Origin of the sequence: Lederbergia graminis (assembly GCF_042655485.1) — a bacterium.
GTDB classification, from domain to species: domain Bacteria; phylum Bacillota; class Bacilli; order Bacillales; family Bacillaceae_C; genus Lederbergia; species Lederbergia graminis.
The window spans coordinates 154,357-176,371 of record NZ_JBHSMC010000013.1; the positions used below are offsets into that span (position 1 = coordinate 154,357).

Below are 22,015 nucleotides of genomic sequence, written 5' to 3' on the forward strand. Positions count from 1 at the left end.
ACAAACAATACAAACAGAATTTGGTGTAATATGACATTTGTGTTACAAGCCCCTATTCCCCTACAATTAACTAGGTAAGCAAAAGGAGTGACTCGAATGAGAGAAGAACTTCAAATGAATAAGAAGATAGAAGTTCAAAATGTAACAAAAATTTTCGGAAAGAATAGCAAAAAAGCAATTCAGCTTTTAAAAGAGGGCAAATCAAAAAGTGAAATTTTAAAAGCTACTGGTGCAACTGTCGGTGTAAAAGAAGCTTCTTTCGATGTGTACGAAGGAGAAATCTTTGTGATTATGGGTTTATCTGGTAGTGGAAAATCGACATTAGTACGTATGCTTAATCGCTTAATCGATCCTACATTAGGACATGTATTATTAGATGATGAAGATATCGTCAAAATGAATAAGGAACAGCTTCGTGAAGTACGAAGAAAGAAAATTGGTATGGTATTCCAGAAATTCGCACTCTTTCCTCATCGAACGATTCTCGAAAATACCGAGTATGGATTAGAAATTCAAGGTGTGGAGAAAAAGGCTCGTCAACAAAAAGCAAAGGAAGCTTTAGCTCTTGTTGGATTGGAAGGATATGAAGATCAATATCCAAGTCAGCTAAGTGGTGGGATGCAGCAGCGAGTTGGGCTTGCTAGAGCACTTGCAAATGATCCGGATATTTTGTTGATGGACGAAGCGTTTAGCGCATTAGATCCATTAATTCGCAAGGATATGCAAGATGAGTTATTGCAACTACATCATAATATGGGCAAAACTATTATTTTCATCACACATGATTTGGATGAAGCATTACGAATAGGTGATCGAATAGCGCTCATGAAAGATGGGCAAATTGTTCAGATTGGAACACCAGAAGAAATCTTAATGAATCCTTCCAATGAATATGTAGAGCGATTTGTGGAAGATGTAGATTTATCCAAGGTACTAACAGCGAATCATATTATGAAGCCAGCTGAGTCAATCCAAGTAGATAGAGGTCCTCGTGTTGCTCTTCGTTTAATGAAAAAACTCGGGTTATCTTCCATTTATGTTGTCGATAAACAAAATCAATTACTCGGAGCAGTAACAGCACAAGTTGCTGCAGAAGCAATGGAAACAGGGAAGTCATTAGAAGATATCGTTATTAAAGAAATTGCAACGATTCCTGGCGATACAGTATTAACAAATTTATTTAATCTAGTTTCGACTGCTTCTATTCCTGTTGCAGTAGTAAATGAGAAAAATAGATTACAAGGGATTATTATCCGAGGAGCTCTTATTGGTGCACTAGCTGGTGATGATCATTTTATAAATGAGAATATCGATGATGTAACAAAAGAGGATATAAATGAAGAATCTTTTAGGGAGGTGAATTAAATGGAGAACCTTCCGAGAATACCAATAGCAGATTGGACAGAGAATTTTATAGGTTGGTTAGTTGATACATTTGGAGCATTTTTTGATGGTGTTACTGATGTTCTAGAAGGAACGGTAGATGGGATTGTAAATGGCCTAGGTTTTCTACCTTCTATTCTATTAAGTTTAATTTTTGCATTACTTGCATGGTTTTTATCAACAAAGAAGATTGCGATATTTTCGCTAGTTGGATTCTTAATTGTAGACTATTTAGGATATTGGGATTCCATGCTACAAATGCTAGCACTCGTAGTCATATCCGTTCTTATCTCCATTATTATTGGTGTGCCAATCGGTATTTGGGCTTCACAAAAAGCACTTGTGAGAAAAATAGTGACACCAATTTTAGACTTTATGCAGACAATGCCTGCCTTCGTATATTTACTGCCAGCAATTTTCTTCTTTAGCATCGGGGTTGTTCCTGGAGTTGTGGCTTCCGTTATTTTCTCAATGCCACCTGCAATTCGCTTAACGATTTTGGGAATTCGCCAAGTACCAGAAGATCTCATTGAAGCTACAGAAGCTTTTGGATCGACAACTTCGCAACGGTTAATCAAAATTCAACTTCCACTTGCTATGCCAACGATTATGGCCGGAATTAACCAATGTATCATGCTATCTCTTTCAATGGTAGTTATAGCTTCCATGGTTGGAGCCCCAGGTCTTGGTGAAGATGTGTATCGCGCAGTTACACAGTTGAAAATTGGTGTTGGATTTGAAGCCGGGATTGCGATTGTTATTGTAGCAATGATATTAGATAGATTTACACAAAATTTAGGAAAGAACAAACAAGGAGGAACTATTTAATGAATTTAGCAAAAAAAATTACAGGATTAGGTGCAGTAGCATTACTTTCGATTGGACTTGCGGCTTGTGGGAGTGACGAGGCAAACTCTGATGCAACTGTAGGAGAAAGTGTAGATTATAAGATTACAGGAATTGATCCTGGTGCAGGGATTATGGAAGCAACAGAAAGAGCAATTGAAGATTATGAATTAGACGATTGGAGCGTTATTTCAAGCTCTGGTTCTGCTATGACAGCGGCTTTACAGAAAGCATATGACAAAGAAGAGCCGATTATTGTAACAGGATGGAACCCACACTGGAAATTTGCAAAATTTGATTTGAAATATTTAGATGACCCTAAAGGTTCATATGGTGGTGCAGAAGAAATTCATACGATTGCTCGTAATGGGTTAAAGGATGATCTACCAGAAGCATATGAGATTCTTTCCAATTTTTCTTGGACAGAAGATGATATGGGTGAAGTTATGCTTGCCATTCAGGATGGTGCTAAACCGGAAGATGCTGCACAAGATTGGGTAGATAATAATGGTGACAAAATTGCTGAATGGACAAATGGTGTAGATAAAGTTAACGGAGACAAAATTAAACTCGCATATGTAGCTTGGGATAGTGAAATTGCAAGTCACAATGTCATGAAAATTGTATTAGAAGATATGGGTTATGATGTGACACTTACACAAGTCGAGGCAGGACCTATGTGGTCAGCGGTAGCGGACGGAAGTGCTGATGCAACACTTGCAGCATGGTTGCCAGTAACACACGCAACATATGTAGAGAAATTTGATGGTCAATTTGAAGACCTAGGCATGAGCATGGAAGGCGTTAAAATCGGCCTAGTTGTCCCAACATATATGGATATTGACTCCATTGAGGATTTAAAAGAATAATTATATAAGCAATAAGGCCCATCGACATGAAAAATCGATGGGCTTTTTTACGTGTTTTACATGAAATCCTAAAACATACTGATTCTGTTAATTTTATCGTCTAATATAATGAATAGAAACAGTATGGGAGGGAGTTTGTTTGGAGAAACAGTCTCTGGAGGAGAGGGTAGAGTTTTTAGAGCAGCGTGTCCGTTATTTAGAGGAAAAGCTTTTATCTGATAACAAGCAAGTTGTTGTAAAAACTCCACCAGTTACAAATTCAGTATCAAACGTTCATCATATTCAGAAAGAACCGGTAGAATGGGATGTACTAATATTTCAAAAGATACTCCCACGATTATTTATTTTTGTATTAATCATTGGAGTACTTTGGGGATTCAAAGCTGCTTCAGATTATGGAATCTTAACAGAAAGTGTAAAAGTAATTTTAGGATTTATTGTTGCTGCTCTCTTGCTTTACTTAGGATATGTACAAGTGAACCGAGAAAGAAATGTTTTAGGGCAAGTCCTTATCGGTGGTTCAATTCCAGTTTTTATGTTAACAACATTTGCTATGCACCAACTGTATGAAATGACGGGACCAGAAGTAACTTTCATACTAAATTTACTTTGGATAGCACTTGGTCTTTATCTGACACTGAAATATAAATCACAAGGGATTGGTATTGTTTCTGCAGTTGGAGGACTGTTAATCCCTTTTCTAATCGAGGGCATCGAACCAAATATCGTCCTGTTTGTATCATACGAGACAATTTTATATACGCTATTTACTTGGTTAGCACTTCAGCATCGCTATATCGCTCTTTATCATGTCTCAGCAATATTACTAAACATTGTGCTTTTCTTCTATTTTATCATTACAGATATACCAGATGGTTACGAGTGGATCGCCATCACTCCTATTCTTATACAACAAATGACATTACTAATTGGCTTCTTAAAGACCAACTATTTAGGAAAAGTGCAAGCATATACATTATTCTCTAGTATGATTTTATCAGCGGCTTGGGTTACTGGAGTACTTAGTGATAATCAATCCGCACTTACTTTCGGATTAATCTCTATTATTTATGGAACATGTTATTACCTTTATCGAAAAGACCAAATACGTGCACCAATTTTTATTGCCAATGCCTTAATGAGTATCCTCTTCTTTACACAAATACTTTATGATGAGGCGATGTTTGAAGTAATAATTGGATCAAGTTTACTTTATATGTTCGTTGCTAAAAAATATAAAAGCTTATTTCATTCATTATTAAGTGCATTCACCTATCTTTATTCGTTTACATTTATTGTAAATCAATATATGGAAGCGTGGATAACATGGGAAATGTTGCATTGGATTGTATTTTTAGCTGTAACAGCGGTTGCGATTAACAACCTTGCTAAATCTAGCCTACCAATAATGGCAAAGACTTACCATGTTGCTATTCCCTATTTTGCACTTGTAACGTTAATTTTCTCATCTAGAATTGCAACCATAATTGCTGGTGATGCCGGAGATAATACGGAGCGCATGATTGTAAGTATTATTTGGATCGGGATTGCCATCTTGTTTATGTATGGAAGTCGCGCACTCTCCATTATCCAAGGAAAATATGTCGGTGTCGGCATCTTATTTCTCACCTTAGCAAAAATAATATTAATCGACATTCACTTTGTATCCATCGTCGTAAGAGCATTTCTATTTATTTTACTTGGAGTTGTTGGACTTATCGTCTCAAGGGCTTATTATAAAAAATAAAAACCTAGTGAGTCTCTGTCAGTTGGAGACTCACTAGGTTTAACTTAATTGAATTAGTCTAAAGCTGATTGAACTTCTTCTACCATCGCAGAAACAGATTTTAATCCGCCACCAGATAGGTACCAAAAATCTGGGTCTAAGTAAATAATATTGTCATTTTTATACGCATTTGTTTTTTCTACAATTTCATTTTCAACTACTTGTTTTGCAGAAGATCCGCCTTCAACAGCCGCTCCTCTATCGATAACGAATAAGTAATCTGGGTTCTTTTCTAAAATATATTCAAAGTTAATGTTTTGACCGTGTGTAGAAACTTCAAGTTTGTCATCAACTGCAGCAAAACCAAACACATCATGAATAATTCCAAATCTGGAGCTCGGTCCATACGCACTAACCTTACCCTCATTCGCAAGTACAATTAATGATTTTCCATCTAGCGCAGAAGCCTTCTCATGTAATTGTTTAATATTGTCATTAATAGTTGTTAATTCTTGTTCCACTTCAGCTTCTTTACCAAATATTTTCCCGATTGTTTTTGCATTTTCTTCAAATGATTCCATATAATTTGCTGTATCTATACCTAGAAAGATGGTTGGTGCAATGTCTTTAAATTCTTCATATAAAGTTTGTTGTCTACCAGAAATAATGATTAAGTCAGGTTTTAAAGAATGAATTTTTTCAAAATCTGGTTCTTTCAAGCTTCCGACATTTTCATATTTCTTATCTTCATACTTAGATAAGTAACTTGGAACATTTGCTTGTGGTAAGCCAATGATGTCGATCCCTAATTGATCTAGTGTATCTAATGCACCGAAATCAAATACTATGACACGTTTCGGATTCTTATTCACTTTTGTTGTATCTAATTGATGCTTAACTGTTACTTTTTCTACATCAGCATCTCCAGACCCATTATCGTCATTGCTTGTTCCACAAGCAGCCAATACTAATATAAGTAGGGCTAACCCTATGTACATACTAAATTTTTTCATTACCTTCACCTCTAGGTTATTTTTAAAAATATTTTAAATGATAATCATTATCAATAAGTGTCATAAAAAAAGAGCTTACCTATAATCTCTCCCCTCACAACCAATTTAAATCATCATTTTATTCTTAATAATGATATTCATTCTCAATTAGTAATATACCATACTTTCTAATTATTACAATACTTTTTTTCCACTTATTTCTGCATTGACACAAATTGTTCAAAAGTAAAACCCTTCACCAATAAGGCAAAGGGTTAAGGTATTAGTCTTTTTTAGAAATTTCCTCTAGTGGCTTCGCATTACCATATGTTGGATATGGACGGTTAGATGGACTCACCCATTCTGCCGCATTAATGAGAACCCTTTGTACATCTTTATTATAATAAGTTGGGTATGTTTCATGGCCTGGTCTAAAGTAGAAAATCTTCCCATTGCCTCGTTGATACGTACAGCCAGAACGGAATACCTCTCCACCTTCAAACCAACTTACGAATACAAGTTGATCTGGAGCTGGAATATCAAAATGCTCCCCATACATTTCTTCTTTCGGTAATTCAATATATTCCCCAATTCCTTTTGCAATTGGATGAGAAGGATCTACAACCCAAAGACGTTCTTTTTCATCCGCTTCACGCCATTTTAAGTCACAAGATGTTCCCATTAACTTTTTGAAAATCTTTGAGAAATGCCCAGAGTGAAGAACTACAAGACCCATTCCTTCTAAAACACGCTTATGTACTCGTTCTACAATCGCGTCATCGACTTCATGATGGGCCATATGTCCCCACCAAAATAATACATCTGTTTCGTTTAATACTTCTTCTGTTAAACCATGTTCAGGTTCATCTAATGTTGCTGTTTTGATGTCATGACCAGTTTCAGCAAGTGCCTCTGCAATTGCACCATGAATCCCTTCTGGATATACTTCTGCAACAACTGGATTTGTTTTTTCATGGCGGTTCTCATTCCAAACTGTAATTTTCATCTTTTTCCCCTCCTAAAATTGGTGAACCGAATTCATTTCTATTGTACCATGAGTAATAAGGAAGTGTTCAAACAATGAAAATTAATCTACCTTATCTTCTGGTCTAATTTTATCAATTGGAACGAATACGTTTAAGTGGCGATATAGATTTGAAAATTCTGCTGGTAAAAGTCCACCATATTCACCATCGATGTTTAATTGCATTTTCTGAGGTGACTTTACTTTAATATGATTTGCTTTCGTATAAATTAGATTTGGATCATTAATATGTTCTCCTCTAAGTGCAAGCGAAGCAACTCGTATAAACTCTGCTAGATTTGTCTTTTTTAAGATCATTAATGTAAAAAGTCCATCATTAATCGAGGAGTCTGGTGCTAATTTTTCAAATCCACCTATGGAATTTGTTAAGCCAATTAAGAACAACATAATTTCGCCTTCAAACAATTTACCATCATATTCAATACTTACTTCTGCTGGGTGAATGGAAGGCAACATTTCAATCCCTTTTAAATAATAAGCTAGTTGACCAAGTACAGTTTTAAGCTTGCTTGGTACCTCGTATGTAAGCTCTGTTAGGCGACCGCCACCAGCAATATTAATAAAATAACTATCATTCATTCGACCGATATCAACAGGTATTGTATCATTTTTTAAGATTACATCTACTGCTGAATCGATGTCCCGTGGTATTTGTAAGGCCCGTGCAAAGTCATTAGTAGTTCCTGTTGGTATAATCCCTAATCTCGGACGGTATTCCTGTTCGGCCAAACCATTTACAACTTCATTAATTGTTCCATCCCCACCTGCTGCGACGACGACATCATACTTGCGCTCAACAGCAATTTTAGCAGCCTGAATGGCATCACCTTCTGCAGTCGTGGCATGGCAAGAAGTTTCATATCCTGCAGATTCAAATTTGCGTAGAACATCCGCCAGGTTTCGTTTAAAAATTTCTCGTCCTGAAGTTGGATTATATATAATACGAGCTCTTTTCATCTTCATCATCCTATCAATATTATAGAAAAATATTTAGATGGATTTCTCCCATATTAAACTATAATACCTCTTTTTTCTGATAAAATCCATTTACACACAAGTTAGACGGTGCTTTTACACTTAAGCACCGTCTTTCTAATACACATATTTTACTTTTCGATTTGTACTTTATAGGAGTCATGGACTTGGATAATTTGCTCACCATTTCCAATTTTGTAGCTGCCAGAAACGTAATCCGCATATTCATCATCATTTTTCTTAATGTTCCAAGAATCCTCATCTAAATATTGTATATCTGTTGCTTGTATCGATATATTTGCGTCTTCTTTTACATTGAACGTAATAGTCCCAGCCTTCGAAATCGACCAATCCGCTTGTAATTTTCGTGTTTCTACTTGTAAATCATTGCCCCGAGCTTTCACTTCAACTTGTTTTGTATCTGGGATTAGCAATGTAGCTTCCATCCAGCCATGGTTACTAAAAATTTTACTTGTTGGTAACCTTTTTATTTTAATATATAACGTATCTGCTTGTTTTTCGATTAAAGCATAATCTGAAATTTCCTTAACAGACGATTGTTTTAAACCATTAGCAGTATATATTCCAAACAGAACCGCCTTATTTGCTGGAGTAGCTTCTATATTTAATTCATATGGACCAGTCTCTACTACTACCCTTTTAATATCATCTGATAAGGTTTCCTCATATTTCGGTAAATTTTCTGTCAGCTCTTCAGCACTGACAACATCATGAGCAACATCCAATAAACCTACTGTATTTAACATTGCCATTCCTAATCCAAATGTACCTATCACACTAATAAAGATGATGCTGATAAAATCATATTTCACATATTGCTTATCGTTCTTCCCTATTGCCAAAAAGACTAAGATTTCCACTCCTAGAATGATGAAGAGAATCGGCCACCACGATACCATTGCGATGGCAGGATCCCAATCAAATACTTGAGATAGTAATAGGAATATTCCTAAGAAGACAAGTGCTGCTCCCATTGAAAATGAGCCTACTCTCCAAGTTCTCAATCTAATTCCCCCTCTTCTTCCTTCTGTTTCACTTTACTTCCAGTTAATAACTTAATTCCTCCAGCTATTAAAAGTAAGCATAGTACTGCTGTCTGGAAGTACTGGTAGAACCAATAATGAAGGTCAATATGGAACATCTCACGAATATACGGAGCTACAATTGGCATGACAATATATGCCCAAATATAGTACAACCCAAATGCGATGAGCCCAATCCCTATCCACTTTTGATGATTGAAAAATGTAGTAATAATTGGCTCATCCTCTACTTCACCAACAGCTGATTTGGAAGCTTTTTGCAAACCATCGAAAAAGCTATAAAACCATATAATTGGTACGATGAATAGGAACAGACCTAAGCGTAAAACATCTAGGATATAAATGGAAAATAGGAAAGCTACCATTAACTGTATTCCACGCTTTTGTAGCCCTAAATATAAATGCCCCGCTCCTGGCACAATCGATAACAATGTTGCGATTGCTTTGCTCTTTCTTCCTTCTAAGTCTCTGCTTTCAAAGTCTTCAAAGACTGATTTATCTTCTAAGCTTTCTCCCTTTTGCTTTTTATCAAGTTGACGTAAAACATCGAAGAACCCATATATCCATACAATTGGTAACGATGCGAGGAATACTAAGATTTCTTCTCTACCTGTCATCATAGCAACAAATAGAATCATAATTCCAAGCCCCATAAATACTGCTAATAATGTAATCCCTCGATAAACTAACCCTAATTGAAAATGTCCTAAACCAGGAACAAAGGATAATACGATTGTAAAGAATCGTTCTGTTTCCGGATTCCTCTCAATAACTGCTTCGTCACTCGTATCTGCTGATCTATTATATAGTTTTGAAGCTGTAATAACTGTATCTATAAAATTGACGATATACATGAGAATTCCACCAATTGCTAGAAGGGCAAATTCACCATATGCTGTTATAACTGCGACGCCGATTGCAAATATCGGGATCCCAAACACTGTAACTGTATAAAATAAACCGCGCATTACTTTCCCTAGGTACATTAATCCACCACCAGGGAAAAATGCGAGTAAAAATGCGAGTATAGGATTTTTATTCATTTTTTATCTCCCTCCTTCAAATTATCTTCCAGCTGTTCTGTTATCGATGATGCATTATTTAAGAAACTATAAATGAATGATTCTCTCGGTTTCCCATCACTATCTTCAAACTCTCCTACTAAATTCATCAGCTGGGAGAATACTCCTGTCGACATGAGAATTAACGTCATTGCCGCAGCTAATGTATAGTGAATCATCATTTCCTTGCGTTTGTTTTTATGTTTTTTGCTAGGTGTTACACGTTTATTTTCAATCTCTAAAGAAGCAATTTCTTTCTCCTGATGAGATTCAGGTTTATTCAACTTCAACATTATTTCATCTGTAAAGGTAGACGTTTCGGATACATTTGGCATCTGGAATTCATTTGCTTCAACTGCCTGTAGATAAAGCTCCAAGCAGTGATCACAGCTATAGAGATGGTTTTCATACTCTTCACGTAAGACTTCCTCTAATTCATCATTTACATATTGCAACCAGTTTTCATATGTTTTATGGTTCATGAAAAGTCATCCTCCTTCCAGTGCTTCTTCATCCATTGTCTTGCCCGATACAGTTTTACTTCAATTGTTTTCACTTTCACTTGCTGTTTTAAAGCAATTTCTTGATATGTTTTATCTCGGATATAAAAATCTTCTACTACCTCACGATAATTATCTGGTAACTCTTGCATCCGTTGTTGGAGCATTCGCTTTTTCTCTTTCTTTAAAACAAGTAGTTCCACACTTTCAGCAGGCGGTGAATGTCCAATCTCATCGTACTCAACTTGTTGTTCTTCTCCTCTTCTAACCATTCTTCGTTTTATATCAATCGCATGATTTACAGCAATCCTTGTAATCCATGTTTTAAAACCTTGCTTCTCATATTGGGGGAGAGAAGTATAGATTTTCAGGAATACTTCCTGGGCTGCATCTTCTGCATCTTTTTCATTACGCAGTACACCGTATACAGTATGAAAAACATGTTTCCGATACTTTTCAACAAGAATTCGAAATGCATGATCATTACCTTGTTTTATTTTTTCGATGAGCGCCTCATCCAAGTCTTCTCTCCCCCCTTTCAGCCTTACACCCATACAGACGATATTTTTTTCATTCTACCCTACAGGTAATTTCAATTTATTTTATTGCTGCTTTTGTTACAGTTTTTTCGGAGAATCCATAGTCCAGCAGTTTGATCGAATCTCTCCATCGCGAATCTTGACCTGAATTTAATATAACAGCTATTAATTTTTTCTCATCACGCTCAGCAGACGACACGAGACAATACCCAGCTTGGTCAGTGAATCCAGTCTTCAATCCAGTAGCTGGTTCATAGAAAAATTCACTATCTGGATTCAATAATAAATTTCGATTTGTATATGTGTGAGTTTCTGTAGAAAAGACTAATTCTCCTACCATTGCATCTATTAATTCATTTTGTTTCGCAACTCTGGCAATCTTCGCAATATCTAATGCCGTAGAATAATGCTTTTCATCATGAAGTCCATGTGGATTAATAAAATTCGATTGTGTAGCACCAATTTCCACCGCTTTTTCATTCATCAACTCTGCAAAATAGGAGATCGCTTCTTCAACAGGAAGCTCCTGCTCTTTCTCCTTGTTCGCAATATAAACTGCTAAGGACCTGGCAGCATCATTTCCAGATTGCAGTAACATCGCCGCTAACAATTCTTCTACTGTCTGAACTTGCCCTTCAAATAAACCTGCACGAGCTTCCCCTTCTGTTTTAACTAAAACTTCTTTTCCAACTCGAACTTGTTCAGTTGGTTCACTTTTATCAAGGACAACAAGTGCGGTTAATAGCTTTGTTGTACTTGCAGGATACAATTTATCTTGTTTATTTTTAGAATAAATGATCTCACCAGTTTGCTCATCCATTAATACTGCCGCTTCCCCAGCAACAATTATAGGTGATTTAGTAATAAATTGATTAATAGTATCTTTGTTGAGGTAATAGCCAATAGCAACAATTACTATTATCACAAATATGAGTTTTCGTCTCCCTTTCATTGTAAAGCACTCCCTTGCTTTGTACATCTCATCTTCTATATTGATAGACGTATAGTAACATGCAAACCCTACACTTTTATTTTAAAAAAGTTTCCAGAGGAGCAAATATTTCATGATAGAGGGGGAGAGTTGGTGGTGTTCTTTATGGGGAATGTGGAGGAGTTTGCGTGACTGCCTGAACCTCTTTCTAGCTTAGGTGGGCATGATGAAATGGCTTGCGTGACTACTTGCAACTTTTTCAAGCCTAGGTGGGGACGTTGAAATGGCTTGCGTGACCACCTTCTCCTTTTTCTGGCTTAGGTGGGAACGTTGAACGATCTTGCGTGACCGCCTAATCCTTTTTCTTGCTTAGCTGGGCACGATGAACGATCCTGCGTGACCACCTTCTCCTTTTTCTAGCTCAGGTGAGAACAATGAACGATCCTGCGTGACCACCTTCTCCTTTTTCGTGTCTAGGTGGGAACGATAAACACTCTTACGTGACCGCCTACTCTCTGTTCGAGCTGAGGTGGTAACGTTGAACACTCCTTCATGACTACCTTCTCCTTTTTCCAGCTTCGGTGGGCACGTTGAATGCTCTAACGTGACCAACTAATCCTTTTTCAAGCAAAAGTGGGCATGATGAAATGGCTTGCGTGACCACTTGCAACTTTTACAAGCCTAGGTGGGAACGATGAAGGCTCTAACGTGACTACCTTCTCCTTTTTCATGCAAAGGTGGGAACGATGAACGCTCTTGTGTGACCACCTTCTCCTTTTTCATGTCTAGGTGGGCATGATGAACGCTCTTGCGTGACCACCTTCTCCTTTTTCATGTCTAGGTGGGCATGATGAACGCTCTTGCGTGACCGCCTAATCCTTTTTCTTGCTTAGGTGGGCACGTTGAACGCTTCTGCGTGACTACCTACACCTTTTTCATGTCTAGGTGGGCACGTTGAACGCTTCTGCGTGACTACCTACACCTTTTTCCAGCTCAGGTAGGCACGCGGAGCAGGGAAAACAGCAAATCCAAAGGTTAATCCCATAACTCTTAACACAAAAAAAACCCACCATCATTGGACGGAGGGCTTGCGTATTTTAATTAACGAATTTCGACATCCACAACAATTGGAAAATGGTCACTTGGGAAACGGCCATCTACTATGTCGTTGACGATTTTGATCGTACCTGGTTGTACGTTACCACGATATAAAATCCAATCAATTCTTGTGTCTCCACCTGTTGGATCTTTGAAATCGTTGAAACTTCCGAGTTCTGGGTTAATATGTTCTGTTGCAGTATCCCATGTATCAATAAAGTTCCCTTTGTTTAAGAAAACTTGATGTGTATCACTTTTTGCACCTGTGTTAAAGTCTGCAGTTAGGATAAGTGGGATGCTTTCATCTAATTCTTCACATTTTTTAACGATTAGTTCTGCACCTTGGACACGTGCAGCTTCTGAAATATGGTCTAAGTGCGTATTTAGGTGATAAAATTGCTTTCCTGTTTCACGATCTAAGAAACGAATCCATGTCACCATTCGTGTACATGCATTATCCCATGTAATAGAACCCATCGTTTCTGGAGTATCTGATAACCAATAATGATCGTACTCTATTACTTTAAAGCGATCTTTTTTGTAGAAAATGGCCATATATTCTTCTTTACTACCGCCTCTTCTCCCTAACCCAATCCAGCGATAGTCAGGTAATAACTCCTCTAGATCTTGTACTTGTTGAAAAACAGGCTCTTGCGTACCAATAATATCAGGTGATTCACGATGAATGATATCCGCAATTAATGATTTTCGTTCATCCCAAGAATTTGGTGACGGGTCGACATTAAGACGAAGATTATAAGTCATAATTCGTAGTTTATCCATGGAGTCCTCTCCCCTTTCAAATTCATATTCTACCATAATTAAAAAAGAAATTTATGAAAAGTTTATTTTGACTGTAGTAATTATTCAAAAGATATCGTCTAATAGAGTAGATACTATAAAAGGTGGGAGAAAATTGATAGAAGTAAAAAATGTAAGTCATGCCTTTGAAATAGGTAAAAAAGGAAATAAAACAATTATTCCTGTTATTGATGATGTTACATTTTCCGTAAACAAAGGAGAAATTGTAACTATCGTCGGCCGGAGTGGTTCCGGAAAATCCACATTACTCAATATTATTAGCGGTTTTATTAAAGCGAATGAAGGAGAAATTTGGATTGATGGAATAAAGGTGAGTGATTTTAATGAGGCAAAATTTGCTGACTTCCGTCTCGGACATCTTGGCTTTATTTTTCAAAGCTTTCAACTCATTCCAAGTATGACCGCATATCAGAATGTAGAACTCCCTCTTGTCTTAAAGGGAATTAATGAAAAAGAAAGAAAAGAGCGTACAGAAAATACCTTAAAAAAGGTAGGTTTATATGAATATAGAGAGCATTATCCTAGTGAACTTTCAGGTGGACAGCAACAACGTGTAAGTATTGCGAGAGCGCTTATCGTTAATCCACCACTTATATTGGCAGATGAGCCGACTGGAAGTTTGGATAGTGAAACGGAAACGAATTTATTGGAATTTATAAAAGAATTGAACAAAGAATTGGGTATTACCTTCCTTATCATTACCCATGATGAAACAGTTGCTAAGTTTGGAGACCGGACAATAGAAATTGCAGATGGCAAAGTATTGGAGGGTTCACGATGAAATTTAAAGATCAATTTCGCTTTGTAAGACAAAATACGAAGAAAAATAAATCAAGATTATTTATGACAGTACTTGCTACGGCGATTGCGGTTGCATTCTTAATGGTACTTGCCTCTGTTGCATTTGGTCTTCACAAATCTATCATTGCAGACTTAATGCAAGACCGAATGGTGACGGAAATAAATGTTCATGGAAAAAACGATCCTGAAACGGGTTATAAACCAATCATAGATGAAGATATCGCATACTTTGAAACGATAGAGAATGTTAAAGCAATAACAAGAAGACAACATTTAAGACAATCACCTGAATTTATCATAGATAACTATTCTGTTAACGCCAATACGATGGTGGCATATTTTCCAGAAGAAATGAAAGCAGGGTTTGAACTATCCGAGGGAAAAATGCCTGAAAAGGACAATGAGATTATTGTTGGCTACTCATTTTCCCAAGAATTAATAAAGCAAATGGATGAAGACAGCATGGATAGAGAGAATCTCTATGATGAAGATGGCAAAATTAAAGAGGAATACACCTATAAAGGGGATATTCTTGGTAAAACAGTTGAAATGCAAGTTTACAAATTAGTAAATAACGAACCAGAAACGAAGAAAATTCCTCTTACAGTAGTTGGAATTGCCAAGAAACCATCCAGAGAATGGATGATGGATTCGAATGTATATATTTCTGAAGCTGTTTTACATGAAGTAGAAACATTCACAGGTACTCGTGGCGGTATGCCTGAAGTGTTTGAAGGCGATGAAGAGTATGCGAAATTAGGGGAACGCAATTATGATGAAGTATATATTTACGCTTCCAATGTCGAAGCTGTAAAAGAAATTTCCAAGCAATTAGAAGATAAGAATTATTATGCATGGTCAGTCGTTAGCGAAATGAAGGAAATTAATATGATTTTTAATATATTAAAAGCTGGTGTCATATTCATTGGGACTATTGCACTCATCATTGCATCCATTGGTATTTTTAATACAATGACGATGGCAGTTACAGAAAGAGCACCAGATATTGGGATTATGAAAGCTATTGGCGCAAATCCAAAAACTATAAAAAATATCTTCCTGTTAGAAAGTTCGTATATTGGGTTATTAGGGGCTTTCTTTGGAGCAATCGTTGCCTATGGAATTAGCTTTTTAGTAAATCTATTCTTACCGATGATTCTTGCAGGTGTATTTGAAGAAGAAGCGCCAGAAGGATTCGTGTTAACACATATTCCTTTATCACTTACAGCTATTAGTGTGGGAATTTGTTTAATCGTTACTATTTTCTCTGGATGGAGACCAGCTCAACGTGCTACTAAAGTAGACGTGCTAAAAGCGATGAGAAGAGAAATATAACCAAAAAAAGTCACTCGGACATTCATTCCGAGTGACTTTTTTAAAATATCTTCACATTCCGTTCAGCTAGAAAATCAAGTGATTCTAATAAAGAAGTTTTATCAATTTGATAAATTTCATGGATATGCTTTACCCATTTGTCCGTTTCATTCATTTTAATCTCACTAATATTACGGAATGTCATCACTTTCATTGTTCCATTACGTAAGTAGAAGCACTTTTGCCCATTGAAGCGAACAGCAGTAATCCGACGCATTGTAATATTATCATCACTATCAAAATAGGAAGCTCGAATATCATCTCGAATATCATCTTCTGAAAGAGGCTCCCATATGATCTGCTTTTTCACAAATGTTTTCCCATTGGAACGGCGATCAATTTCAAATATATGTGAGCTCTGTTTCGTAAAAATAATTTCTTCGCCAAACCCATGCATGACCAGCCGCGTTACTTTATCAAGTTCAATAGGTTTCATAATGGGAGAACCATAGCCAACATCCACATAAAATTTTCTATCCTTGATCTCTACCATGATCGCAATATGGCCTGGCTCTACTTTTACAAGAGAACATTCATATCCCAACTCCGTTAATAATCTAGCGAAGTTCATATTTAAAGTGAAGCAAGTTCCACCCCATCCTTTTTCGACTAAGTTATCGACAAACAATGGGAGTGGCGGGATATAGTCAGGTGCTAATGTATAGTAGTAAAACTTACTAAAAGTTTCGTACGGTATGTATGTTAAATGATGTTGGATAAGGCGCTGCAAATAATTTAAACTTGGTTCTTCTCGCTTAACTTTTAAATACTTTACATATTTATTTACAACTTCCTCCATCATTTAACCCTCCTCTTTTATTGCAATTTTTCTTTTAAGCTTTGATACACTTCATTCCAAAATGATTCATCTTCTATATTTCGTTGCATGATTTGCTTATACATTTCTGATTGTTTGTCCGCAAATGTTGGATCTTCTTTATCTGGTAATTGAGAACGTTGATCCATTACATACTGTTGTAATTTCGGTGCTCTTGGTCCCCATACTGCACGTTCATTTCCTTCTTGATCAATAAAAATAAAGATAGGAATTGCTCTTGCCGTACCATTTGTTAAATATTGATCCATTAATTCTAAGTTTTGATCGCGTAATAACATTCTAACTTGCATATTCGTTTTTTCTGCTAGCTTCAATAAGATTGGTACATTCAGCATGGCATCTCCACACCAATCCTCTGTTAGTACAATCACTCGTAAATTCTCTGCTTGTACTTTTGCTAAAAATGCTTCATCTTCTGTTGGGACTTCGAATTTCTGTAAAATCGTTTCCAACCCTTCTTTATTCACATTCATGCCATTTATGTATTGTTCAGGTGTTAACCCTTTTTCAAACCATTCTACAAGATTCATGTCATATCCCCACTTCCATATTTTTGTTAATTTCTATTATATAATAGGAACGAAAATACTACACCCTTTTTGTTCGGTTTAACATCTCTTCCATTATGTAGAAATACCCTTCAATTTATAGTTGTTTTCGAAATTTGTAAATAAATAGGGAATTTTCTTTTTCCTCTGCTATTATATAAGGTAAAAAGTAGAGGGGGCACGTCGAAAGTGAAAAAAAAGAAACAGTTTATTGTTTTTATTATTGCAGTAGTATTATTAGTACTGGGCGATTTTGGCTATAATGTTTATTCAAAAAAACTGACAGATGTTGAAAAAAGTATAGATGCTTATAAACAGAAATTTCTAGATGCAGAGCTAGAAAATAAAAAACTTCAAGATAAGATTGATATAGCACAAAGTGATAACGAGCATTTAAATGATAGAATATCAGAATTACATCATATTATCGACAATCTATATGACGAAAAAACGAACTATATATTTAGTGATCAAATAGGGAGAAAGGTACTTCAAGCCTTTGCTAATAATGATTTACACCAATTAAATGAACTTTTACCTATAAATGTTAAAGCATATAAAGGGTATCTAGAAAAAACAGTGAATGGTTCCACTTCAAAAGTATCATTTCAGCCCATTCAGTCGATGGGATTGAATAATAATAACGGCACCGTTTCAATATGGCACTATTACAATGATGAGGAATCAAAGACTTTTGTCATTTTATATAACATTGTTGATGAACTAAACTCTACTTACATCGATTGCAGAATGACCTTTCGAATTATTAATGAAAAGGATACACAACCAGGAGTTACAAAAACTACTTTCAAGCTTGTTGATATTGAAATAGGTAAAGATCTCATTCATTCAGATGCATAATAGCAAATGCTCGTATTCCCTCTTTAGTAAAAGTGCTAATCCTACACCTAGACAAATTATTTCATTCTCATTTATTTAATAATTAGTGAAGAAATAATAAGAATCTAATATACTAGTAAAAAAAGCACATACTAACTTTGGAGGGGATTATGAAAAGAAAACAGATTATCATTTTTATTAGTATTGTTATTTTATTACTTATCGTTGATATCGCTTACAAAACGTACTCTAAAACAAAAGCTGAACATGTAAATAAGATTAGTGATTACAAGCAAAAATATGAAGAAGCTAAAGAGAAAAATATAAAACTTGAAGAAATTATAGCCTCTTTAGATGAAGAGTTAGATATTATGGAACAGGAATACACTAACTTAGAAGAAGAGTATTATAAATCCAAAGATGAAACATCAGAATACTTAATAAGTAATGACATAGGGATACAAATCTATCATGCTATGGTAAATGGTGATACTGCTACTTTACAAGAGTTAACATCCCCGAATATAAAGGTATTTGATCATTACTTTGAAAAGACTGTGAATGGAATAACTACGAAGATTTCGTTTAAAAATATTCAAGATGCAGCGATTCGAAATGTTGATCCAAAAACATTCAATTTTGGTTTTGATGAGGAACGGGATGCGCTTAGAATTCTGTACGTTATAGATCATCCTCAAAATTCTTCTCGTATAACTTGTAAAATGTACATTAAAAAGTCGGAAGAAATCGCTAATGAAACGGGTTCAGTTAGTGTGGAACGTAGACTCCTTGATATTGATTTTTTCTTTCCTACTGAATAAAGAAGCTACCAGCACATACCCCATGCTGGTAGCTTCTTTTATCAATTATCGTTTATCAATTTCTTGTTTTAATAACTTATTTACTACTGGAGGATTTGCTTGTCCTTTTGTAGCTTTCATAATTTGACCGACTAGGAATCCTAGTGCACGGCCTTTACCGTTCTTGTAGTCCTCAATTGATTGCTGGTTTGCATCTAGGACTTCATTCACGATTGGAATTAGTGCGCTTTCGTCAGAGATTTGGACAAGTCCTTTTTCCTTAACGATTGTTTCAGCGTCTCCGCCGTTTTCAATTAATTCACGGAATACTTTCTTCGCGATTTTAGATGAAATTGTTCCGTCCTCAATGAGTTTAATCATCCCTGCAAGGCCAGCTGGAGTTAATGCCACTTCATGCAATTCTTTTTGTTCTGCATTTAAGTATTCAGATACGCCACCCATCAACCAATTGGAAGCTAGCTTTGCATCTGCACCTTCCTCTAATACAGCTTCAAAGAAATCAGACATTTCCTTCGTAAGTGTTAACACCATTGCATCATATGCAGGTAATCCCAGTTCTTCGACATAACGTTTTTTACGTGCATCCGGTAATTCAGGAATTTCTGCGCGAACACGTTCTTTCCACTCGTCATCAATATAAAGTTGCACGAGGTCTGGTTCTGGGAAATAACGATAATCGTCTGAACCTTCTTTCACACGCATTAAGATTGTTTCGCCAGTTGCCTCATCATAACGACGAGTCTCTTGTAAAATTTCTCCGCCTGCTAGTAGGACTTTTTCTTGACGCTTTTGTTCGAATTCAAGTCCACGACGAACAAAGTTGAAAGAGTTTAAGTTTTTCAATTCTGCTTTTGTACCGAATTCTTCTTGTCCAATAGGACGCAAGGAAATATTAGCGTCACATCTTAAAGAACCTTCTTCCATTTTACAATCAGAAACGCCTGTAAATTGTATAATGGATTTAAGTTTTTCAAGATATAGATAAGCTTCTTCTGGAGTTCTAATATCTGGTTCAGAAACGATTTCAACTAATGGTGTACCTTGACGGTTTAAATCGACAAGTGATCCATCATTTGTATGTGTTAATTTCCCAGCATCTTCTTCTAAATGAAGACGAGTAATACCGATTCTCTTTTTCTCGCCTTGAACTTCAATTTCAATCCATCCATTTTCCCCAATTGGTTTATCAAACTGAGAAATTTGGTATGCTTTTGGATTATCAGGATAGAAATAGTTTTTACGGTCAAATTTCGTTTCAGTCGCAATCTCACAGTTTAATGCCATCGCAGCTTTCATCCCGAATTCAACTGCACGTTTATTCAATACAGGTAGTACTCCTGGATATCCTAGGTCGATGACATTCGTATTATGGTTAGGCTCAGAACCGAATTTATTTGGTGCTGGTGAAAATATCTTTGAATCTGTTTTTAACTCTACGTGGACCTCGAGTCCGATTACTGTTTCAAAATTCATGCCAAATCCCCCCTTACAATTGTGGTTTTTGCTCATGATAGTTTGTAGATTGTTCAAATGCATGAGCAACACGATAGATTGTTTCTTCGTCAAAATGTTTACCGATAATTTGTAAACCTAATGGAAGTCCATTCGTAAATCCGCATGGAACAGAAATTCCTGGAAGTCCTGCTAAGTTCACAGGGATTGTTAATAAATCACGTGCGTACATTGTAACTTGGTCATCTACCATTTCACCAATCTTATAAGCTGGTGTCGGTGTCGTTGGTCCAACAATTACATCATATTTTTCAAAAATATTATCAAAGTCTTGCTTGATCAATGTTCTAGCTTGTTGTGCTTTTTTGTAATAAGCATCATAAAATCCGGAGCTAAGAGCATAAGTACCAAGCATGATACGACGTTTTACTTCATCACCGAAACCTTCAGAACGTGTCTTTTTATAAAGTTCCATCAAGTTCTTTGGATTAGGGGTACGGTATCCATAGCGAACACCATCAAAGCGCGCAAGGTTTGCAGATGCTTCAGATGAAGCTAACAAATAATAAGTTGCTACACCATATTCTGAATGTGGAAGTGAAACTTCTTCCCATGTTGCTCCTAATCCTTCGAGTACTTTTAATGCATCCAGAACTGATTGACGTGATGCTTCACTTACACCTTGTCCTAAGTATTCTTTCGGAACGGCAATCTTTAACCCTTTAATATCGCCAGTAAGGCTATCTGTATAATTCGGTACATCTTTATTTACCGTAGTTGAATCATGTTGGTCTACACCTGAAATAGATTGTAGAACAAATGCATTATCTCTTACATTACGAGTAATTGGCCCAATTTGGTCAAGGGAAGATGCAAAAGCAACTAGACCATAACGGGAAACTCTTCCATATGTAGGTTTCATTCCTACTACACCACAGAACGCGGCTGGTTGGCGAATAGATCCACCAGTATCAGAACCTAGTGCAAACGGAATTTGTCCAGAAGCAACAGCTGCTGCAGATCCACCTGATGAACCACCAGGAACAGTATCTAAATTCCATGGATTACGTGTCACTTTGAATGCAGAGTTCTCTGTTGTTGATCCCATCGCAAACTCATCCATGTTTAACTTACCAATCGTAATGACGTTTTCAGCATTTAACTTTTCCATTACGGTAGCATCATAGATAGGGTCAAAGTTTTCTAGCATTTTACTTGCACATGTTGTGATCAAGTTCTTCGTTACAATATTATCTTTAATCCCAGCTGGAATACCAAAAAGTGGATTATCTCCTACTTTCCCATCCAATGCTTTTGCTTTATTACGTGCATTTTCTTCGTCAAGTGTAAGGAATGCATTAACTTTTCCATCTACTTCATTAATACGTTTATATGATTCATCCACTAGGTCAGAAACGTTGATTTCTTTTTTATGTAAAAGTTCATGTAAATCTGTGATGGATTGATCAAATAATGACATATGTATTCTC

General features: G+C 36.3%; 21 protein-coding genes. 8 read left to right on the forward strand and 13 right to left on the reverse strand.

Annotated features, from left to right (window positions below):
• The first annotated feature begins 96 nt into the window (after positions 1 to 96).
• The 4 genes from ACFPM4_RS09950 (at position 97) to ACFPM4_RS09965 (ending at position 4,845) form a co-directional block, all read left to right on the forward strand.
• Complete coding sequence (locus ACFPM4_RS09950; RefSeq protein WP_382350873.1) at positions 97 to 1,365, forward strand: quaternary amine ABC transporter ATP-binding protein; 1,269 nt, start codon at positions 97 to 99, stop codon at positions 1,363 to 1,365.
• Positions 1,366 to 2,211: an ABC transporter permease gene (locus tag ACFPM4_RS09955; protein WP_144925944.1), complete on the forward strand. Its 846-nt coding sequence runs from the start codon at positions 1,366 to 1,368 to the stop codon at positions 2,209 to 2,211.
• Positions 2,211 to 3,098, forward strand: coding sequence for a glycine betaine ABC transporter substrate-binding protein (locus tag ACFPM4_RS09960; RefSeq protein ID WP_382350877.1), 888 nt, complete (start codon positions 2,211 to 2,213; stop codon positions 3,096 to 3,098). Before ACFPM4_RS09955 ends, ACFPM4_RS09960 begins: the two co-directional genes overlap by 1 nt.
• Before the next feature lie 139 nt (positions 3,099 to 3,237).
• Positions 3,238 to 4,845: a DUF2339 domain-containing protein gene (locus ACFPM4_RS09965; RefSeq protein ID WP_382350880.1), complete on the forward strand. Its 1,608-nt coding sequence runs from the start codon at positions 3,238 to 3,240 to the stop codon at positions 4,843 to 4,845.
• Positions 4,846 to 4,898: 53 nt separating this feature from the next.
• On the opposite strand, the gene ACFPM4_RS09970 is transcribed toward ACFPM4_RS09965, so the two are convergent.
• The 9 genes from ACFPM4_RS09970 to ACFPM4_RS10010 form a co-directional block, all read right to left on the reverse strand.
• On the reverse strand, positions 4,899 to 5,837 hold the full coding sequence (locus tag ACFPM4_RS09970) for a siderophore ABC transporter substrate-binding protein (protein ID WP_382350883.1): 939 nt from the start codon (positions 5,835 to 5,837) through the stop codon (positions 4,899 to 4,901).
• A 262-nt stretch (positions 5,838 to 6,099) separates the two neighbouring features.
• Positions 6,100 to 6,822 (reverse strand): ThuA domain-containing protein, encoded by a 723-nt coding sequence (locus ACFPM4_RS09975; protein ID WP_382350886.1) that lies wholly within the window; start codon positions 6,820 to 6,822, stop codon positions 6,100 to 6,102.
• A gap of 81 nt (positions 6,823 to 6,903) precedes the next feature.
• The gene (locus ACFPM4_RS09980; RefSeq protein WP_382350889.1) at positions 6,904 to 7,818 is read right to left on the reverse strand and encodes a diacylglycerol kinase; all 915 of its coding nucleotides are present in this window, start codon (positions 7,816 to 7,818) and stop codon (positions 6,904 to 6,906) included.
• A gap of 149 nt (positions 7,819 to 7,967) precedes the next feature.
• Positions 7,968 to 8,861: a hypothetical protein gene (locus tag ACFPM4_RS09985; protein WP_382350892.1), complete on the reverse strand. Its 894-nt coding sequence runs from the start codon at positions 8,859 to 8,861 to the stop codon at positions 7,968 to 7,970.
• Positions 8,858 to 9,943 (reverse strand): hypothetical protein, encoded by a 1,086-nt coding sequence (locus ACFPM4_RS09990; RefSeq protein ID WP_144925965.1) that lies wholly within the window; start codon positions 9,941 to 9,943, stop codon positions 8,858 to 8,860. The genes ACFPM4_RS09985 and ACFPM4_RS09990 overlap by 4 nt, the downstream gene beginning before the upstream one ends.
• Complete coding sequence (locus ACFPM4_RS09995; RefSeq protein WP_144925968.1) at positions 9,940 to 10,443, reverse strand: anti-sigma factor family protein; 504 nt, start codon at positions 10,441 to 10,443, stop codon at positions 9,940 to 9,942. The genes ACFPM4_RS09990 and ACFPM4_RS09995 overlap by 4 nt, the downstream gene beginning before the upstream one ends.
• Positions 10,440 to 10,982, reverse strand: a complete 543-nt coding sequence (locus ACFPM4_RS10000) for an RNA polymerase sigma factor (protein WP_144925971.1) — start codon at positions 10,980 to 10,982, stop codon at positions 10,440 to 10,442. Before ACFPM4_RS10000 ends, ACFPM4_RS09995 begins: the two co-directional genes overlap by 4 nt.
• 76 nt (positions 10,983 to 11,058) lie before the next feature.
• Positions 11,059 to 11,952 (reverse strand): D-alanyl-D-alanine carboxypeptidase family protein, encoded by an 894-nt coding sequence (locus tag ACFPM4_RS10005; protein WP_382350897.1) that lies wholly within the window; start codon positions 11,950 to 11,952, stop codon positions 11,059 to 11,061.
• A 1,080-nt stretch (positions 11,953 to 13,032) separates the two neighbouring features.
• Positions 13,033 to 13,812 carry an endonuclease/exonuclease/phosphatase family protein gene (locus ACFPM4_RS10010; RefSeq protein ID WP_382350900.1) on the reverse strand — a complete coding sequence of 260 codons (780 nt, stop codon included), beginning with the start codon at positions 13,810 to 13,812 and terminating at the stop codon, positions 13,033 to 13,035.
• Between the two features lie 133 nt (positions 13,813 to 13,945).
• Between ACFPM4_RS10010 and ACFPM4_RS10015 the strand changes: the two genes are divergently transcribed.
• Both ACFPM4_RS10015 and ACFPM4_RS10020 read left to right on the forward strand, forming a co-directional pair.
• Positions 13,946 to 14,632, forward strand: coding sequence for an ABC transporter ATP-binding protein (locus tag ACFPM4_RS10015; RefSeq protein ID WP_382350903.1), 687 nt, complete (start codon positions 13,946 to 13,948; stop codon positions 14,630 to 14,632).
• Positions 14,629 to 15,987: an ABC transporter permease gene (locus ACFPM4_RS10020; RefSeq protein WP_382350906.1), complete on the forward strand. Its 1,359-nt coding sequence runs from the start codon at positions 14,629 to 14,631 to the stop codon at positions 15,985 to 15,987. The genes ACFPM4_RS10015 and ACFPM4_RS10020 overlap by 4 nt, the downstream gene beginning before the upstream one ends.
• Positions 15,988 to 16,027: 40 nt before the next feature.
• On the opposite strand, the gene ACFPM4_RS10025 is transcribed toward ACFPM4_RS10020, so the two are convergent.
• Both ACFPM4_RS10025 and ACFPM4_RS10030 read right to left on the reverse strand, forming a co-directional pair.
• Positions 16,028 to 16,825: an arylamine N-acetyltransferase gene (locus ACFPM4_RS10025; RefSeq protein WP_382350909.1), complete on the reverse strand. Its 798-nt coding sequence runs from the start codon at positions 16,823 to 16,825 to the stop codon at positions 16,028 to 16,030.
• Positions 16,826 to 16,842: 17 nt separating this feature from the next.
• The gene (locus ACFPM4_RS10030) at positions 16,843 to 17,394 is read right to left on the reverse strand and encodes a thioredoxin family protein (RefSeq protein ID WP_144925989.1); all 552 of its coding nucleotides are present in this window, start codon (positions 17,392 to 17,394) and stop codon (positions 16,843 to 16,845) included.
• 207 nt (positions 17,395 to 17,601) lie between these two features.
• On the opposite strand from ACFPM4_RS10030, the gene ACFPM4_RS10035 reads away from it, so the two are divergent.
• Together ACFPM4_RS10035 and ACFPM4_RS10040 are read left to right on the forward strand one after the other, a co-directional pair.
• Entirely contained in the window at positions 17,602 to 18,273 is a 672-nt protein-coding gene (locus tag ACFPM4_RS10035) for a hypothetical protein (RefSeq protein ID WP_382350913.1), read from the forward strand.
• A gap of 149 nt (positions 18,274 to 18,422) precedes the next feature.
• Positions 18,423 to 19,073 carry a hypothetical protein gene (locus ACFPM4_RS10040; protein WP_382350916.1) on the forward strand — a complete coding sequence of 217 codons (651 nt, stop codon included), beginning with the start codon at positions 18,423 to 18,425 and terminating at the stop codon, positions 19,071 to 19,073.
• A 45-nt stretch (positions 19,074 to 19,118) separates the two neighbouring features.
• On the opposite strand, the gene gatB is transcribed toward ACFPM4_RS10040, so the two are convergent.
• Both gatB and gatA read right to left on the reverse strand, forming a co-directional pair.
• The gene (gatB, locus tag ACFPM4_RS10045) at positions 19,119 to 20,546 is read right to left on the reverse strand and encodes an Asp-tRNA(Asn)/Glu-tRNA(Gln) amidotransferase subunit GatB (protein WP_382350919.1); all 1,428 of its coding nucleotides are present in this window, start codon (positions 20,544 to 20,546) and stop codon (positions 19,119 to 19,121) included.
• A gap of 13 nt (positions 20,547 to 20,559) precedes the next feature.
• The gene (gatA, locus tag ACFPM4_RS10050) at positions 20,560 to 22,005 is read right to left on the reverse strand and encodes an Asp-tRNA(Asn)/Glu-tRNA(Gln) amidotransferase subunit GatA (RefSeq protein WP_382350922.1); all 1,446 of its coding nucleotides are present in this window, start codon (positions 22,003 to 22,005) and stop codon (positions 20,560 to 20,562) included.
• Positions 22,006 to 22,015 lie beyond the last annotated feature (10 nt).